Raw genomic sequence first — 15,981 nt, 5'->3', positions numbered from 1 at the left:
GGGACGTCCTTCCGGTGGGGAGGGGGTGGGAGAGGGGGTTCAGGCGCGGCCGGTGACGTGGCCGCCGTCCACCCGCAGCGCGTGCCCGGTGACAAAGGTGGCGGCCGCGAGGTAGAGCACCGCCTCGGAGATCTCCGATACCTCGCCCACCCGGTTCAGCAGGGCGAGCCCGCCGAAGGAGTCCACATCGGAGCCCGCGTGCAGCGGTGTGCGGATGATGCCGGGCGCCACGAGGTTGACGCGGATGCCGTCGGCGGCGAGCTCGGCGGCCAGGCTGGTCGTCAGCGCGTGCACACCGGCCTTGCTCACCACCGGCGCGGAGGACGGGAAGCCCGCCAGCCCATGGTCCACCAGAACGGTGCCTATGTTGACGATGCTGCCACCCCGGCCCTGGGCGCGCAGCGCCCGCACCACGGCCTGGGTGGTGAGGTAGGTGCCCTTGAGGTTGCCCGTCAGGAAGCCGTCGAGCTCGTCCTCGGCGACCTCCGTGAAGGGCTTGGGTGCGAAGGTGCCGGCGTTGTTGACGAGGACGTCGATGCCGCCGAAGCGGTCGAACGCGGTGCGGACGAGGGACTCGCCGGTCGTCGACTCGGCGATGGCGCCCGCGACCCACGCGGTCCGTTCCGGGTGGCCGAGGCCGGCCGCGGCCTTGGCGAGGCGGTCGGGGTCCCGGCCGTTGAGGACGACGTTGGCGCCGTCGGCCAGGAAGGCGCGGGCGATGTCCAAGCCGATGCCGCTGGAGGAACCGGTGACAACGGCAGTGGTGGTCTCAGAAGTGATGGTGGCGGTGTCGGTCATGATGCGTGTGCCTTTCGTGGCGGCTGGGTTCGTGCGGCTGACACCAGAAACCTACGAACTCTCAACCCATAAGACCACGACGTAAATTGGAGCATGCGATAATCCAGCGTTATGGATGTGGATCTGCGTGACCTGGAGCTCCTGGACGCCACCGCCGAGGCGGGCTCGCTGACCGCGGCCGCCGAGCGGCTCTACGTGAGCCAGCCGGCCCTCAGCCAGCGGCTCACCCGGCTGGAGGCCCGCCTGGGCATGCCCCTCTTCGACCGCAAGGGCCGCCGCCTGATCCCCAACGCCGCCGGCCGCCGACTGCTGGTCGCGGCCCACCAGGTCCTCGGCGAACTGGAGTCCGCCTCCCGCGACCTGCGCGAGATCCGTGAAGGGCGCGACCGCCGGGTCCGCTTCACCGCGCAGTGCAGCACGACCTTCCCGTGGCTTCCGCCCGTGCTCCGCGCCTTCCGCGAACGCGAGCCGGGCATCGACGTGCGCATTGAGACCGTCCCCGACGACGCGCCGATCCCGGCGCTGCTCGCCGACGTGGTGGACGTCGCGCTGGTCACCAAACCGGACCTGCAGATGGACCGGGTTTCACTGACCCGCCTGTTCGAGGACGAGATGGTCGCCGTGGTGCCCGCCGGACATCCGTGGGCCTCGCGCGCGCACCTGACCGCCCGTGACTTCGACGGCGCCGACCTGGTCCTCTACGACTTCTACGACCAGAAGCGCATCCCGTCGATGCCGCTGCCGATCCCCGCCGGGGCCCGGCCCGCCCGGATCACCACCATGCCGGTGGTCACCGACCTGGTGGTCGAGATGGTGGCGGGCGGCCAGGGCGTGACGGTGCTGCCCAACTGGGTGGCCGCCCCGTACGCGACCTCGCACGACCTCGCCCTCGTCCACATCGGCGCGAAGCCGCTGACCCGCACCTGGTTCTGCGCCACCCGGACCGGCCCGCGCCCACCCCACCTGGAGGTCTTTGTCGAGGAGCTCACGGCCCGGCTCAAGACCCCCCACGTCGACCAGACCGCCTAGGGCCCTCCCGGCGATCATCAGGTAGGGCGCCACGAGGGTACTTCGACCGGAATCGTGGGTGGGGACGGGCGAATAAGTGGACAGTGACAGTGACCTGCGGCGTGCGGCTGTCGTGGCGCCGGCTGAACTCGGGCGAAGGCATGACTGGCGTGACCCGGGCGGATGCCGGTCACAGCCTGGCAGGGTTCGCCGAGACGCAGGAGGCCCTCGAGCCGCTGCTGGAGCTTGTGCTCGACCCAGGTGACACCTTCGTCCCGGGGCGAACCGGGGAGGGCTTGCTTCGGCGGAAGGACAGGGTCGGACTGACGACAGTCGCCTCCGCGCCGGCAGTCGCCAACTCGCATCACGGGGATTGGATCCATGCTCGGGCGAGAACGGCGAGACGATCTACGACCTGCCCAGGTCTTCCAGGACGGCGCTGCCGGTCGGTGCGCTCGTGCTCCAACCGGACTGCAACCTGTTCCCGAAGGTCCCGGGGCTGCTGAACGTCCAGTTCGGCACGGGCGGCCACGTCATCCACGGCAGAACCCGTGCCCGTTCAGGCCTCGGACAAGCCCGCCGTCCTCATCAGCGACGAGACGTCCGCCGTGATGAGCCCCCGGCCCGGTCCGGCGCCTGCCGCCGCCGCTGACTGTTTGCCGGACCAGCATCTTCCAAAAGCGCGTCGGTCTCGGCAGCGGGTGAAACGAGGGCTACGGACGCTCCCACAACTGCCGTCGTCGTCCAACCGCCCGGCGGCGCTTCGCCGGCGCGGTCAGCCGCCGGCGGTGCGAGGAGCGGCCGCCGCCTTCATCCGCTCGGCCAGGACGAAGGTGACGCTGATGAGCAGGGCCCAGGCGCCGAACTTGGTGAGCGCCACCGGCTCCCACCCGTCGAGCTGGTGGGGGTAGCTCCAGGCGCCGACGTAGGTGGCGGCGTTCTCGGCGACCCACAGGAAGAAGCCGATCAGGACGAAGGAGACCGCCAACGGCATGCGGTAGCGGCGCCGGCCGACGGTGAACCCGACCCGCGCCCCGGCGGTCACGGCCACCATCGCGGCGGCGAGCGGCCAGCGCAGGTCGGGCAGCCAGTGGTGGGTGAAGAAGTTGACGTACACCGCTGCGGCGACGACGGCGGTCGCCGCAGCGCGGTATCCGGTGAAGCGCAGCTCGAACAGGTGCCACGCCCGACAGACGTAGCCGGCCACCGCGGCGTACAAGAATCCGCCGTACAACGGCACCCCGGCGATCTTCGTCACCGCGTCCTCGGGATAGCTCCAGGACCCGAGGTGTACCTTGACCAGCTCGAACAACAGCCCCACGACATGGCACGCCGCGATCACCATCGTGTCCCGCGTGCTTTCCCACCCCAGCCGGCGGGCGGCCCACGTCAGCAGCAGCCCGTAGACGAGCACCAGGTCGTACCGTGCGACCGGGAGTTCCGGCAACGCCCGTGACACCGCGATACCGCCGAGGAGCGCCACTGCGAACGTGCAGCACCGCGCCTGTATGGCCGCGAATCTGGCCAGCTGACCCACACCGCCGAGGAAATTGTGCATGCCGGGGAGGACGCCGCAGGCCACGGAGTGGTTCGCTGACCCGCTCGGACCTCTCGACGCCTGGGCCCGCGCCGCGTTTGATCGGCCTGAGGCAGCGACGGGCGCTCGGCTGGGTGGTGCTCGCCAATGCCGTGATTCCCCTCGGTGACGCACTCGCCGTGATCACCCATGGCGGTACGGTCGCGAGGGCCGTGAGCGTGCACGTCTCGGCTGCGGCGATCGTCGTTCTGACCGCCGTCCTCCTGCTCACAGAGCGCCGGAACCGCCAGGCCTCCGGGAACTTCCAGCCGGCCGAAACGAGCCCTCAGCGCCACACGTCGCCGACGCCGTGAACAAGCCGCCAGTGGACTCCGACCCCATCAAAACGGCTCTCATGGATCATGTGCATAATCTTCCCCCGATCGAGAGTTGACCAGATGGGGGAGTGGCACCGTGGCGGAACAGAACAAGAAGGCGGTCCTGGGTTTCTTCGAGGCGGTGAGCGACCGTCGGCTGGCGGACCTGCCCCGGTTCATGGCGCGCGATGTCGTGGACCACAACAAGATCATCCACGGCGAGGCCGACGAGCCGGGGGCGGCCTTCGAGGGCCTGCGTCAGCAACTGGCCGCGTTCGATCCGCTCACCGTCCACGTGGATGAACTGATCGTTGAGGGCGACCGGGTGGTCGCCCGGGTCACCCAGCGCGGCGTCCACGGTGGCACCCATCCGCGCATGCCGGAGCCGACCGGCCGGAGCTTCGAGAACGAGGCGATCTGGATCTTCACTCTGGCAGAGGAAAAGATCACGGAGATTCGGGCGGTCAGCGACCGCCTTGGCCTGTTCTCCCAGCTCGGCTGGCCGCTGCCGCAGGCCGACTAGGATCACCACGCGCCGCGCACACTCACCCACCGGGCTCGCAGCGCGGCGCGCATCGGCTCTCTTCCCCGGCGGCCCGGTGCCGGGGCACCGGGCACCGGGCAGCAACACGGCGCCTCGGTGGGCGAACTCTGCGGTCTCAGCGGCCCAGGAGTAGACCAGGCTGCCGTCCCACACCTCCTCCGGCTCCTGCCGGTCGAACGGGCTGAGCGACTTCTCCGTCGGCTTCGGGAACTTGTCGTACTTCCGCACTAACCGCCACATCCCGAACGCCTTCACGTCCAGCAACTGCTGCACCGAGCGGGCGACGGCCATCACCGTCGACGCTCACCGACATGTCGAGGATGATGACGGAGCCGACGCTTTTCATCCCGCCAGGCGGGGCACCGGCCCAACGGGAGCCCAGCTCGGACCACCTGGTTCTCGCGCTCGATGGCCTTCAGGCGATTCCTCAGCCGGTAGCTGGGGCCGTTGAGCGAGATCACCTCGCACTGGTGCGGAAGCCGACGCGGTCCGGCCCTGCCCACCTATCAGGCCGAACGGCTCGCCGCCGCGCGGCGCCAGCGCCGCATTGATGCCGTCCCCGAACCGCTCCTGCCAGCCGTGGTCACCTTCGATGCTTCCCGCATGCAGGCGCAGGACCGGGCTCGCCGGGCCGGCACCCGCCCCCGCAGCGACCACACCCTGGAAACCTTGATCCAACCGGTGCCAGACTCGACCACCATGAGCGACTGGTTTCTGCAGCAGGAGCACGGAGTCCGATTCGAGTGGGGTCCCACGGGTGCCCAGCAGCTGGCGCCGGACGCCGCCTGTCTGGTGGTGGTCGACGTGCTGTCGTTCACGACATCGGTGACCGTCGCCGTCGAGGCAGGAACCCAAGTCTTTCCCTATGCCTGGCGCGACGAGACGGCGTCCGCCTTTGCTCAGAACAAGGCGGCGGCGCTGGCCGTCGGGCGGCGAGCCGCCACCTCAACCTCCCCGTGGTCCCTGTCACCGGCAGCACTCCGGCAAGCCCCGTTCACCCCCCGACTCGTGCTGCCCTCACCCAACGGATCCGCCATCGCCGCTGCGGCAGGCGATTCGACGGTGGTGGCAGGCTGTCTGCGAAACGCCAGTGCTGTCGGACGATGGCTGGCCCGGCACGGCTACGGAATTGCGGAACGTCCTGTCGTGGTGATCGCTGCTGGTGAGGGGTGGCCGGACGGAAGCCTTCGGCCTGCGCTGGAGGACTTGCTGGGGGCCGGGGCGATCATCGCTGAACTGGAGTCACGAGGAGGTGGCCCGCTGTCTCCCGAGGCGGCTGCCGCACAGACTTGCTTCACCCAGACCGCCGATGTCATGCGTGCCGTGGCTGCCTGTTCCTCGGGCATTGAACTGGCCCGCAGCGGGTTCGCCGACGACGTGGCCATCGCCACGGAGCTCGACGCCAGCGCGATCGTGCCCGTCCTCACCGACGGAGCCTTCGACCACAACACCGACGCCACGGCATCGCTTCCGAACCCATGACGTTTCGGCAGCACCTTGCACGAGTCAACAGAAGGCGGCGACCAACCGTGGATCACCACGCAGCGTGATCGACTACAGAAGTGGAGCCAGAACCCGACTGCGGCTGAACCTCACGGGGTGCGCCCCGTCTGCTCGCCGCACCGGCTGAGTACGATCACCTGTGCAGGTCTGAGTACGCGAGCGGTTGGCGGCCGCGCGCGGCGCCGGAAGGGTGGACACATGCGCCGACTGCTGCTGTTCGCCCCGCTGTTGCTGTTCACCGTCGGCTGCGGGGTGGTGCAGTCCTCCGAGGACGAGGCGACGGACGCCGCACGGGAGGCGGCCAGGAAGGCGGGCGAGCGGCTCTACAGCCAGCGTCCGCGCACGGCGGAGGAGGTGGGGCGCTCCGCCTCCGGCATCGACGAGGTGGAGGTGCTGCGGGTGACGGGTACCTCCACACACGACGGGGACGGCATCGACGTGGTCGTCCGCACGTCCGGCTCGGCGTACAACGAATGGCTCGACCTTGAAGAGGTCGCCGTGCGGCGCTGTTTCGCGGTGCGGGTGTCGCCCAAGTCGGAGTGGGGTGAGGATCCCCGTGACGTGGACTGCCCGGACAGCCCTCCGCTGACCTTCGCGCCGGCACCCGAGCCGCCCCGGCTGCCGTACGAGAAGCTCCGCGCGAAGCTTCCCCGCGTGCCGGAGGGCGGCCGGGTGGACGAGGGCGAGGTGCGCCGAAGGCTCGCCGCCCTGGACCTGCATCCGGCGATCCGTACCGAGGTGAAGGCCGACGGCGGCCGGGTCGGCGTTCTCCTGTCGGTAAAGGGCAACGGCTTCGACGCGCAGGACTGCCTTCTTGCGCGCGTGGGACCCGGCGCCACCGAGGTGTGGGTGCCGACCCGGATCCAGCGGATGCCCGGAGAGGGCGGCTGCACCATCGCCAACGCACTGGACCCGCAACCCCCACCGCACTGAACGGGGCGCCTGGCTCCCTCGGGCCACAGGCCCGCGTGCCCCATCAGGATCGGCAGACGGGGTGACGCGGCGCGGCCGCATCGAAGGGTGCCGGGGCGGACCAGGGCGATCCGTACTGGCTGTGGGACAGCACTACCACGCGGCGCTCGGAGGCGATCTCGGACGCTGCGGCCTCAGGCAGTGCGCCAGAGCCGGGCCGGGAGGTGGACCCCTGCGCGTACATGACGCGGCCCGGGCGTACTTCCTCGACCTCAACCGGACGGTGTGGGAAGGGTTGCCCGACGGCGAGAGCGTGCGGGACTACCTGGAGGACAACCGGCTGGCGTTCCTCGACGCGGCCCGAGCAGTCATGGGATAGCTCAGTTGCCGGGCCCGAAGACCTTTAGGGGACAGCCCTTAGGAGGTCCGGATGGCCTGTGCTTCACCGTCACCCAGTAAGGGTCAGATGGCGCAGGAAGGGACGATTTGGAACGAGCCGGTCTCACGTCAGGCGAGTGCGATGATGTCTGTCGTGACGACGACCGGTGTGAGAGGTGGGCTACCTCCCGTTGGCTGGCAATCAGACCTCATGCGACAGCTGGGCGACCTTGCCGCCGAGGACGCTCGTATTCATGGGCTACATCCGCATGGTTCCAGCAAGGGCGACGGCGCTGGCATCGACCAGTGGTCCGATCTTGACGTTCTGATCGATACTCCGGAGCCGGTGGCGGTGGCCGAAGCCTTCGCCGAGCGGATCGGTTCCCTCGTCGTGCCGCTGTTCGCATCGCAACGCAGCGGCGACTCGCGACGCTACACGCTGCGGACGGTGCTGGTGGATCTGCGACGGATCGACATCACCACGGTGGTTCCCACGGGCCCGGGTGCAGGTCCCCCATCCGAGGCGGCTGCAACGGGCGAGAACAGCGCCATGAAGGAGCTGATCAACGATTTCCGGTTCGACGCAGTTCTGGCGGCCGTCAAGGCGGCGCGCGATGACATCCTGATCGGCGGGCACCTGACCCTGCAGCTCGCCAGGCACGTCCTTGTCGCCGCCATGCTTCTCCGCGACCGGGACGCGGGAACGAACCACCACCGCTTCGGTGGGACCCAGTGGGATGCGTGGGCGACCGTACTCGGGTCGGCGCCGGCCCCCTACACCAGGCAGGGCATCACCAAGGCCATCAGGCACTACACGGACGCACTGGCAGACCTTGCAACGGCATGGGATCCGCGTGCCCGCCCTGACAACGGGCCGCTGCTCGCGCTGTTGGACGCGGTCGAGGATTCGACTTCGCCAAGCAGCTGAAGGCGGAAGATCACTATCCTGCACGAGTGTTCTCATGTGATGAGCTGACTCTGTCGGAGCGTGAACTATGGGAGGCGTTTCCCGAGGGACGCCGTGTGGACCTGCGTACGGGGACGCCCGAGGGCAATCACGTTGACGGAGGTGGGCAGTGGGGACCTGAACGCACGGTCCGGGCAGCCGTGATCACTGCCCTGCTCCTGGGCGCGCACACCGCTCAGCCATGCGCTGTAGCCTGCCTGAGCCTCGTCGGCGCGCGGGTTTCTGGCCACCTCAACCTGGCCGGGGCGCAGATCGACCACCCGCTCTTGCTTGAGGACTGCTGGTTCGAGGAAGGTCTGGACCTCTATGGCGCATCGACCGGGGAGATCTCGATCGTAGGCAGCCGAGTGCCCGGCATCGAAGCCGGATCAACCCGCATCGAAGGGCGTCTCAACCTGCGGCGCACCCTCGTGGAAGAGGGTTCCGCCCCGGCCTCCCATCGTCGCGAGGCCGCCTTGTCGCTCATGCACGCCCGTGTCACCGGCGGTGTGATTCTCAGCGGGGCCGAGATCAACGCCTCGCAGGGGTGGGCCGTGTCCGCCGGCGGCCTCGTCACGGAAGGGGGTGTCTTCTGCAGAAACGGATTCGTGGCGCGGGGCGAAGTACGGCTGATGGGAGCTCACCTGCCGGGTGGACTGTTCATGGAGGGCGCGCATCTGCAACGGCCCGGCCCGACCGGGGTGGCCTTGTCCCTGGACAACGTGGTGGCGTCGACGCTCGAGCTCTCCCAGGGGTTCACTGCTGATGGAACCGTACGACTGCGCGGTGCCAAAGTGTCGGACAACCTGACCTTCGAGGGAGCCCTTTTGAACGGGCCGCCCGACAGTGATGGTCAGGCCCTGGTCGGCATGCTGATGCAGGCCGTCGACTTCGACTTCACCCTTGCCCGGATACCGACCGGCACGGTGGACCTGCGGGGCGCGCAGGTGTCCTATCTCCATGACAGCGAGCACAGCTGGCCGGAGGCGGTGGAGCTGGACGGCTTCGTCTACGGCTCCATCAAGGTGAACGACATGGGTGAGCGACGTGAGGCGGTGGGGCAGCGGGACTCCGTGGCCCGTCGTGTGGAGTGGATACGGCGCAGCCCGGGCTACAGTCCTCAGCCGTACGAGCAGTTGGCGACCTGGTACCGCAAGGCCGGCCACGACGACGACGCCCGCCGGGTGCTCCTGGCCAAGCAGCGTCACCGGCGTCGTACACTGCCCCCGGTCACGCGCGCCTGGGGGCAACTGCTCGACGTGACTGTCGGCTACGGGTACCGTCCATGGCTCGCTGGCGTCTGGCTTCTGGTACTCGCGCTGTTGGGCACCATCGCCTTCCGCACCCACTCCCCGGTCCCGGTGAAGCCGGGCGAGGGCGCCCCGTTCCAGCCCCTCGTCTATACGCTTGACCTCTTGATCCCCATCGGTGGCCTGGGCCAACGCACGGCCTGGTACTGGACGGACAACGGTCTCCAGTCGCTTGCTTACCTGCTGATCGCCTTGGGATGGGTGCTGACGACAGCCGTCATCGCGGGTGTGACCCGCACACTGCAGAAGAATTGAGGGCCGTCCCGCAGATGCCTCGGCGTGGGCCGTCTGTGGGCGGTCCGGCAATCACCCAGAGCGGGCGGCTGCTCCGTAAATGATCTACGCCATGCTGGTTGGCCTGCTTTTTGTTACCCGTCACCCGGCGAGGGTGAGGTCGTGCAGGCGGGTGATGCCGAGCATGGCGCGGTAGACGCCGTCGCCTTTCAGGTGGCAGTCGCGCAGGATCTTCCAGTTCTTCATGCGGGCGAAGACGTGCTCGACGCGGGCGCGGATTTTGCGGTGGGAGGAGTTGTGCTCCTCTTTCCAGGCCGGCAGTTCGGACTGGCCGCGCTGGCGGCGGCGTGGGATGACCAGTTCGGTGCCGCGATAGCCGCCGTCGGCGATGACGGTGGTGCGGCCGACGACGTCCTTGACGCCGGACAACTCCCACGCCTTGCAGTCGTTGAGGTTGCCGGGCAGTAGCCGGCCGACGGCGACGACGAGCCGGGTGTCGGCGTCGATGGCGACCTGGTGGTTGGTGGAGTACCGGTAGTTCTTCGACTGCTCGGCCACCTGGTGGTCGCGGGTGGGGACCAGGGTGTCGTCCACGATGATCATGGTGTCCTTGCGGAACCGCTTGCGCTGCTGCAGAGCGAGCGCCGGTGCGAGGTGATCGATGATGCGGTCCGCGGCCGACTTCGACACCCCGAACAACGGGCCAGTTGGCGCAGGGTGAGGTTGGTTCGCCAGTACGCGGTGACCAGGAGGACCCGGCTTCCAGCGGCAGGCTCCAGGGCCGGCCCTTCCGGACCGGGTCCGCCCCTTCCCTCCGCAGGGCGGTGGCCCGTCTGCCGAACTGACGCGAGCTCGACCCGGTGAACGGGGCTATCCAGGAGGGCTCCGACGCCGTGATCACACCAGACACGGCTGGAACCGACCCATCGAAGATCATTTCGTTAGGAGTTCTTAGTGGCCGCCCAGCGGCTCACTATGGGCTGAAGGGCGTCTGGTCAGGTGGTCTGTGTGCAGGCGCGGGTGACGTCCCGGCCAACCCTCGTCGTAGGAACCCGTGAGAGGTGCTCAGGCGGCCGCGTGTGGCTTCCAGTTGGATGGGGTGGGCTGACTGAGCCTCAGGGCGATCGTAGGCCGGCCGAGGCTGAGCAACGGCCACGTGCGCAGCTCAGCCTCGCCCAGCTGCGCCCGAGTGCAGGGCCTTCTATCGCTGCGGGGCGATGCCCAAGGTCCAGATGAGCTGGGCCAGTTCTTCGGTGAAGAGTTTGTCCGGGCTGCGTGTCTGGGTCTGGAGGTGGCCGTAGATCTCCAGTGAGACCAGGCCGTGCAGGTGGCTCCAGATGCGCAGGGCGAGAGCCACGGCGGCCGGGGGCAGGTCGGGGAAGGCCGGCCGCACCTTGTCGAGGAGGCCGGCGTCGAAGTCGGACCAGGTGAAGTCGCTGTCCGCGTACCGGTGTTCTGCGTGTGGCCAGGCTGCGGCCGCCAGTGCGGTGATGCCAGTGCAGACTCGGCGGGCGGCGTCCGGGGCGGCGCCGCCCTCGGGAGGGCGGTAGCCGGGGACGGGGTCGCCGTAGACCAGGCGGAAACCCTCGGGGTGGTCCAGGGCCCAGCCTCGGAACGCGCGAGCCCACGCCTGGATACGGGCGGCCGGCTCTTGGGCGGGGGCGGCCTCCCAGGCGGAGTCCACGGTGTCAGCCAGCGTGGTGTACACGTCGTTGATCAGTGCCGTGACGAGGTCGTCGCGCGTGGCGAAGTATCCGTAGATGGCGTTGGCGGTCATGCCCATCTCGCGGGCGATGGCTCGCAGCGTGATCGCGTCGGGGCCGCCCGAGGCCATCAACTCAAGGGCGACCTTCTTGATTTCGGCGGTCGTCTCGGCCCGCAGCCGCTCGCGGCGTCCTCTGATCGTTCCCACAGCCAGAGACTCTACAGTGTCACTATGCTGCACGCCGTTCATTTACTTCACGGCGTATAGTCTCCGCATGCCGTGAAGGGATCGCGGTCGTCGTAGCTACAGGGGAGAGCCATGCACATCGGAGTCATCGGAGCCACCGGCGGCATCGGCAGCCGCGTCGTCACCGAAGCCCTCGGCCGGGGGCACCACGTCACGGCCTTCAGCCGCGACGCCTCAAAAATCGAGGAAAGCCGGGAGAACATCACCTGGAAGAGCATCGACGTTCTCGACGCCGGCAGCGTGGCGGCCGTACTGCCCGGTCTCGACGTGCTGATCAGCGGATTCCAGCCCGGCAACGCCGCCAAGGACATCGCCGACACGGTGGCCCGCTCGATCGCCGATCCCAGCCTGTACGCAACCGCCGCACGAAGCCTGCTGAAGGCGCTGGAGAGCCACCCCCGGACCCGGCTGATCGTCATCGGAGGCGCCGGCAGCCTCGAGATCGAGCCCGGACTCGTGCGGGCGGACAGTGACGACCTCCTGCACGAGACCCTTGGCGCGATCGGCCTGCCGAGGGAGTACGCCGCCGCGGTACGCGGGCACCGCGACGCCCTGAACGTCCTGCGCACGTCCAACCGGCTGTGGACCTACCTCAGTCCTGCGGAGGACATCGCCCCCGGCGAGCGCACGGCCCGGTTCCGCATCGGCACCGACCAGCCAGTCCTCGACGCGGAGGGACGCAGCCACATCTCCATGGAAGACGCAGCCGTCGCACTCGTCGATGAGGCGGAGCTGCCCCGCTTCGTCCAGCGCCGCTTCACCATCGGTTACTGACCGACATCGGTGGGTTGACTCCGGACTCCGCCTCCGCCGGTCGCACCTGGAAGTCGGCATCGGGGCGGTACGGACCGGTGGCGACGCGTGGATCAGCCGGGGCCGGGGGCCAAGAGTGCGACGGCCGACAGGGGAGTGGAGAGTTCGTTTTCCGCTGGGGCGGGTGTCCGGCCGCCTTCGGCCGCGAGCCGTACGCCGGGGTTCAGGGGTGTCGGCGGGTGTGCGGGACCGGTGCCGGCGGGCGGGGAATGATCTGCACTCCGAAGCCGCACCTGAACTGGGCACTCATCACCATGATGACCCGGCGCCCGACATGGCGGGGCCCCCGCGTGGACACCTGGACGAAGAAGACGTCTTGATCATGTGACGTCAGGAATCGCGGACAGGTTCAAGGAACTCGAGCCGATTCCCCAGCTTGTCGAAGGCATAGAAGCGGTCGTGGCCCGGGAAGTTGTCGTCCCAGGTGACGCTCACTCCGTTGTCTTCCAACTGCTTGGCGAGCGCTTGGAGCGAGGTGACAAGGATGCCCGGGTGCGCCTTTCTATTTGGGTGAAAGTCCTCTTCAACCCCCAAGTGGACCTCCAGGCCACCGCCTCGGAACCAGCACCCACCGCGAGCCGCCAGCGCCGGCGGCTTCTGGATCTCGGTCATGCCCAGAACGCCTTCCCAGAACTCGCGGCAGACTTCCTCAGCGCCTGGAGGGATCGCAAGCTGCACGTGATGCAGGCCGTCCAGGGTGTACTTGAGCGTTCCCGGAGTCACGTCTTCTCCTCCATAAGAATCTTGATGTCAAGATAATGAGGACTGGGCGGTCCTGACAAGGGCGCGGACTCGACCGACGTCCGAAAGCACCTTGTCAGAGAGGCAAGAAGGGGCTCGGCGAACCACCCGACAGAGGCGGTGCGGAGAATGTCGGGCGACCGGGACGGTGTCGCCGCACGATGGGGGGCATGCTCCTCGGCCGGTGGAGGAGATGCGTCGTGCGCTCCTTGCGGGCCGAGCCGCTCTGCCCGCGGTCGGTGCGGCTCGGCCCGCCGAGGGGTTGGTGCCCTTCGTGGGGGCCGCCTGAGGCGGTGGCCAGGGATGTCGCCAGATCGAGGAGCCGACACCGCCATCGAGGAGGGCCGGGGCCTGTCCTCGATGAGCGGCATCCTGGCCGATATCGCCTAGCGTGCGCTGCCGGCCCGACGGCCCGGCCTCACTTCAGGTGCCGGCCGAAGAACCGGTTCCCGTCCTCCACCTCGAACCACGGGGTGCCGACGTGCCCACCCGTATTGGCGTGCAGCGTCTTCTCCTTGGTGCCGAAGGCGTCGAACAGGTCGAGGGCCCGTTGCCGGGGGTTCCCTTCGTCGTCCCACTGCAGCAGGAACAGCAGCGGAATGGTGACCTGCCGGGCCTCCTCGCGCTGGGCGCGGGGCACGTAACCCCCGGCGAAGAAACCGGCGGCCGTGATGCGCGGTTCGACCACCGCCAGGCGGATGCCGACGGCTGTCCACCCCGAGTACCCCACCGGGCCGCCGATCTCGGGCAGCGACAGGAGTGCGTCCAGGGTGGTCTGCCATTCCGGGACCGTCTTCTCGACCAGCGGGCCGATGAAGGACTCGAAGATCTCGTCGACCGGCTCGCCGGCCTGCATCGCCCGGCGGAGGTCGGCGCGGGCCTGCTCGTCGACGGCGGAACGGGGCCGGTCCCCGTGTCCGGGGGCGTCGATGGCGGCCACCGCGTAGCCGTACGCCGCGGATTGCCGGGCCCGGCCCACCAGCCTGGATTCCCGCCTGTGCAAGCCGCCGTTGTGGCCGAACAGGATCAGCGGGGCCGGTTCGGCGGATTCAGGCGTCCACAGGGTGCCGGGGATCTCGCCGAGGGTGAATTCGCGTTCGAGGACGCCGTTGTCGAGGCGCTGTTCAGAAGTGAATTGCATGGTCGTGCCTTTCGGGAGTGCTCAGAGCGGCGCTCCCGGACGATCTATCGCCCGACCGTGACCCCGGAGGGGAGCACCCATGTCGATACTGCGTTCACGGGTACCACCTCCTCGTTCTCTCGCACGGCCTCCCGAAAAGTAGCAGTGGTCACCGTGGTTCGCCAACGGGTTTTTGCGGAGGCTCCGTGGCCGGACGCCACGGAGCCACGGAGGCTTTCTCAATGAAATGATCTCGTGAGGTGACTCGGCCGGCCAGGGGATCCCGCGAGTTGCGATGAGTCCTGCGGCGTCCGGTGGTCGTACTGTCGAACCCGTTACCGAGGAGGACTTCTGATGCGCAGCGTGACCTATTCGATGGGCGTCTCACTTGACGGTTACATCGTCGGGCCGGACGGCGACTTCGACTGGACGGCGCCCGTCGAGGAGGTCTTTCGCTTCTGGATCGACGAGATTCGACAGGTCGGCGTCCACCTACTGGGACGACGGCTGTACGAGACGATGCTGTACTGGGAGACCGCCGACCAGGATCCGTCGCTCGACGACTCGATGCTCGAGTGGGCAGCGATCTGGAAGCCGCTCCCCAAGGTGGTGTTCTCCACCACGCTGTCGGCGGTGCAGGGCAATGCCCGGCTGGCCTCCGGCGGCCTGGCGGAGGAGATCGAGCGGTTGCGAGCCGAGCCGGGGGAGGGCGACATCGCGATCGGCGGCGCGACCCTCGCCGCCGAGGCGGCCGCGTTGGGTCTGATCGACGAGTACCGGGCCATGGTCTACCCGGTGCTGGTTGGCGGTGGCATTCCGTTCTTTCCCCAACGTGAGCGCCGGGTGGATCTCGAACTCGTCGAGACCCGCACCTTCAGCTCGAGAGTCGTCTACCTCCGCTACCGGGTGGCGCGTTAGCCGACTTGTCCGCCGAGCCCTCGGTCACGCCGCAGGTCACCGCATCGTCACGGCAGCGACGCCCCTCGGAAGCCTTGCGTGGGCCCGGCTACGGATCAAGCCGGTTCCAGCAGGACGGCCGGCAGCGCCCCGCTCACGATCGGATCTTTCGGCAGGCAGAGCCCGAAGAACTCCTCCACACCGCCCAGCGCGGCGCGGTGAACCTCCCTTTGGTCCCGTTCCGGGTCCGGGAGGCCAGCGGCCGTCAGCCGCTCCTGCACTTGAGCGGCTGTTGCGGGGTCGCCGTCGACCCCTTGGTAGCCCCACGAGGCGTCCAGGTGCAGGTTGCAGCTGCTCAGCAGCTCGCCGTCGTGGAAGTACTCGAACTGGGGCGGGACCGGCTTGCCGTTCTCCTCCTCGTACTCCAGGAGGCAGACATGAGCGCCGCCGCGCGAAACCGGTGCCGGCGGGCCGAACTCGCCCTGCGACGATGACAGCCTTTTGGCGTGATCGGGCGGCTCTGCCGCCCCGCCCGAACAAGTGGTGAGGTGGTATTCGTGTCCCGTTCGCGGCGGTGAGGCGGTCACCTCTGCTCCGCTCAGGGCGAGGGCATGAAGCCGGTGGACAGGTCGAGATGGAAGGGCGAGCCTGGAGCCGTCGGGGTCCAACCCTCACGTAGGGCACGTTCGATCGCTGAGGCAACGTCGGAGGGCAGTACCGGTTTGGCCTCGCGGCCGATCCAGTTGCTCAGGTGCGGCTGATTGGTGGTAACCACGAGCGTTGTCCCCGAGCTGTCCACATGCTCAACCGCGAACGTGCACGGTGACCAGGCCAGACCCTGGAAGTAGGTCGGCCTGCGTCGCAGCCGCCAGCGAAAGGCCGTGCCGCCGACAACGATGCGCCGTGCGCCCTTACGCCCCAGTGCCATGGCTC

General features: G+C 68.7%; 17 protein-coding genes and 2 pseudogenes. 10 read left to right on the top strand and 9 right to left on the bottom strand.

Translation table 11 applies throughout. The features are described from left to right. Nucleotides 1-39: 39 nt before the first annotated feature. Nucleotides 40-798 carry an SDR family NAD(P)-dependent oxidoreductase gene (locus ACZ5VC_RS32655; RefSeq protein ID WP_469123578.1) on the bottom strand — a complete coding sequence of 253 codons (759 nt, stop codon included), beginning with the start codon at nt 796-798 and terminating at the stop codon, nt 40-42. Between the two features lie 111 nt (nt 799-909). Here ACZ5VC_RS32655 and ACZ5VC_RS32650 point away from each other — a divergent pair, with 111 nt between their 5' ends. Beyond that, the gene (locus ACZ5VC_RS32650; protein WP_469123577.1) at nt 910-1,827 is read left to right on the top strand and encodes a LysR family transcriptional regulator; all 918 of its coding nucleotides are present in this window, start codon (nt 910-912) and stop codon (nt 1,825-1,827) included. A gap of 754 nt (nt 1,828-2,581) precedes the next feature. Here ACZ5VC_RS32650 and ACZ5VC_RS32645 read toward each other — a convergent pair. Next, entirely contained in the window at nt 2,582-3,364 is a 783-nt protein-coding gene (locus ACZ5VC_RS32645) for a DUF817 domain-containing protein (protein ID WP_469123576.1), read from the bottom strand. A 77-nt stretch (nt 3,365-3,441) separates the two neighbouring features. Between ACZ5VC_RS32645 and ACZ5VC_RS32640 the strand changes: the two genes are divergently transcribed. Then, on the top strand, nt 3,442-3,696 hold the full coding sequence (locus ACZ5VC_RS32640; protein ID WP_469123575.1) for a DUF4267 domain-containing protein: 255 nt from the start codon (nt 3,442-3,444) through the stop codon (nt 3,694-3,696). A 100-nt stretch (nt 3,697-3,796) separates the two neighbouring features. Beyond that, nucleotides 3,797-4,222: an ester cyclase gene (locus tag ACZ5VC_RS32635; RefSeq protein ID WP_469123574.1), complete on the top strand. Its 426-nt coding sequence runs from the start codon at nt 3,797-3,799 to the stop codon at nt 4,220-4,222. Between the two features lie 410 nt (nt 4,223-4,632). Here ACZ5VC_RS32635 and ACZ5VC_RS32630 read toward each other — a convergent pair. Then, nucleotides 4,633-4,725: pseudogene (locus ACZ5VC_RS32630) on the bottom strand (AAA family ATPase); the annotation flags it as partial. A 121-nt stretch (nt 4,726-4,846) separates the two neighbouring features. Here ACZ5VC_RS32630 and ACZ5VC_RS32625 point away from each other — a divergent pair. The 5 genes from ACZ5VC_RS32625 (at nt 4,847) to ACZ5VC_RS32605 (ending at nt 9,547) form a co-directional block, all read left to right on the top strand. Next, entirely contained in the window at nt 4,847-5,725 is an 879-nt protein-coding gene (locus tag ACZ5VC_RS32625) for a 2-phosphosulfolactate phosphatase (protein WP_469123612.1), read from the top strand. 219 nt (nt 5,726-5,944) lie between these two features. Beyond that, complete coding sequence (locus ACZ5VC_RS32620; protein WP_469123573.1) at nt 5,945-6,679, top strand: translation initiation factor IF-2; 735 nt, start codon at nt 5,945-5,947, stop codon at nt 6,677-6,679. Between the two features lie 121 nt (nt 6,680-6,800). After that, nucleotides 6,801-7,037, top strand: a complete 237-nt coding sequence (locus tag ACZ5VC_RS32615) for a hypothetical protein (RefSeq protein ID WP_469123614.1) — start codon at nt 6,801-6,803, stop codon at nt 7,035-7,037. 210 nt (nt 7,038-7,247) lie between these two features. Continuing rightward, nucleotides 7,248-7,964, top strand: a complete 717-nt coding sequence (locus tag ACZ5VC_RS32610) for a hypothetical protein (RefSeq protein WP_469123572.1) — start codon at nt 7,248-7,250, stop codon at nt 7,962-7,964. Nucleotides 7,965-7,990: 26 nt separating this feature from the next. Beyond that, complete coding sequence (locus ACZ5VC_RS32605; protein WP_469123571.1) at nt 7,991-9,547, top strand: oxidoreductase; 1,557 nt, start codon at nt 7,991-7,993, stop codon at nt 9,545-9,547. Between the two features lie 120 nt (nt 9,548-9,667). Here the strand turns inward: ACZ5VC_RS32605 and ACZ5VC_RS32600 are convergent. Together ACZ5VC_RS32600 and ACZ5VC_RS32595 are read right to left on the bottom strand one after the other, a co-directional pair. Beyond that, a pseudogene (locus ACZ5VC_RS32600) lies at nt 9,668-10,436 on the bottom strand (transposase). Nucleotides 10,437-10,727: 291 nt separating this feature from the next. Next, on the bottom strand, nt 10,728-11,438 hold the full coding sequence (locus ACZ5VC_RS32595) for a TetR/AcrR family transcriptional regulator (protein ID WP_469123570.1): 711 nt from the start codon (nt 11,436-11,438) through the stop codon (nt 10,728-10,730). A gap of 111 nt (nt 11,439-11,549) precedes the next feature. On the opposite strand from ACZ5VC_RS32595, the gene ACZ5VC_RS32590 reads away from it, so the two are divergent. Then, nucleotides 11,550-12,251 carry an NAD(P)-dependent oxidoreductase gene (locus ACZ5VC_RS32590; RefSeq protein WP_469123569.1) on the top strand — a complete coding sequence of 234 codons (702 nt, stop codon included), beginning with the start codon at nt 11,550-11,552 and terminating at the stop codon, nt 12,249-12,251. A gap of 369 nt (nt 12,252-12,620) precedes the next feature. On the opposite strand, the gene ACZ5VC_RS32585 is transcribed toward ACZ5VC_RS32590, so the two are convergent. Beyond that, on the bottom strand, nt 12,621-13,013 hold the full coding sequence (locus ACZ5VC_RS32585) for a VOC family protein (RefSeq protein WP_469123568.1): 393 nt from the start codon (nt 13,011-13,013) through the stop codon (nt 12,621-12,623). Between the two features lie 436 nt (nt 13,014-13,449). Then, nucleotides 13,450-14,172 carry a dienelactone hydrolase family protein gene (locus ACZ5VC_RS32580; RefSeq protein WP_469123567.1) on the bottom strand — a complete coding sequence of 241 codons (723 nt, stop codon included), beginning with the start codon at nt 14,170-14,172 and terminating at the stop codon, nt 13,450-13,452. Nucleotides 14,173-14,505: 333 nt separating this feature from the next. Between ACZ5VC_RS32580 and ACZ5VC_RS32575 the strand changes: the two genes are divergently transcribed. Next, a complete protein-coding gene (locus ACZ5VC_RS32575) occupies nt 14,506-15,069 on the top strand; it encodes a dihydrofolate reductase family protein (protein ID WP_469123566.1) in 564 nt (187 codons plus the stop codon). Nucleotides 15,070-15,164: 95 nt separating this feature from the next. Here ACZ5VC_RS32575 and ACZ5VC_RS32570 read toward each other — a convergent pair whose 3' ends face one another. Together ACZ5VC_RS32570 and ACZ5VC_RS32565 are read right to left on the bottom strand one after the other, a co-directional pair. Continuing rightward, a complete protein-coding gene (locus tag ACZ5VC_RS32570; protein WP_469123565.1) occupies nt 15,165-15,635 on the bottom strand; it encodes a hypothetical protein in 471 nt (156 codons plus the stop codon). 11 nt (nt 15,636-15,646) lie between these two features. Next, complete coding sequence (locus ACZ5VC_RS32565) at nt 15,647-15,976, bottom strand: hypothetical protein (RefSeq protein ID WP_469123564.1); 330 nt, start codon at nt 15,974-15,976, stop codon at nt 15,647-15,649. Nucleotides 15,977-15,981 lie beyond the last annotated feature (5 nt).

The organism is Streptomyces sp. NPDC033174 (genome assembly GCF_055577795.1).
Note: the sequence above shows the minus strand (reverse complement) of the source record. Positions and strands in the feature narration are given on the sequence as shown.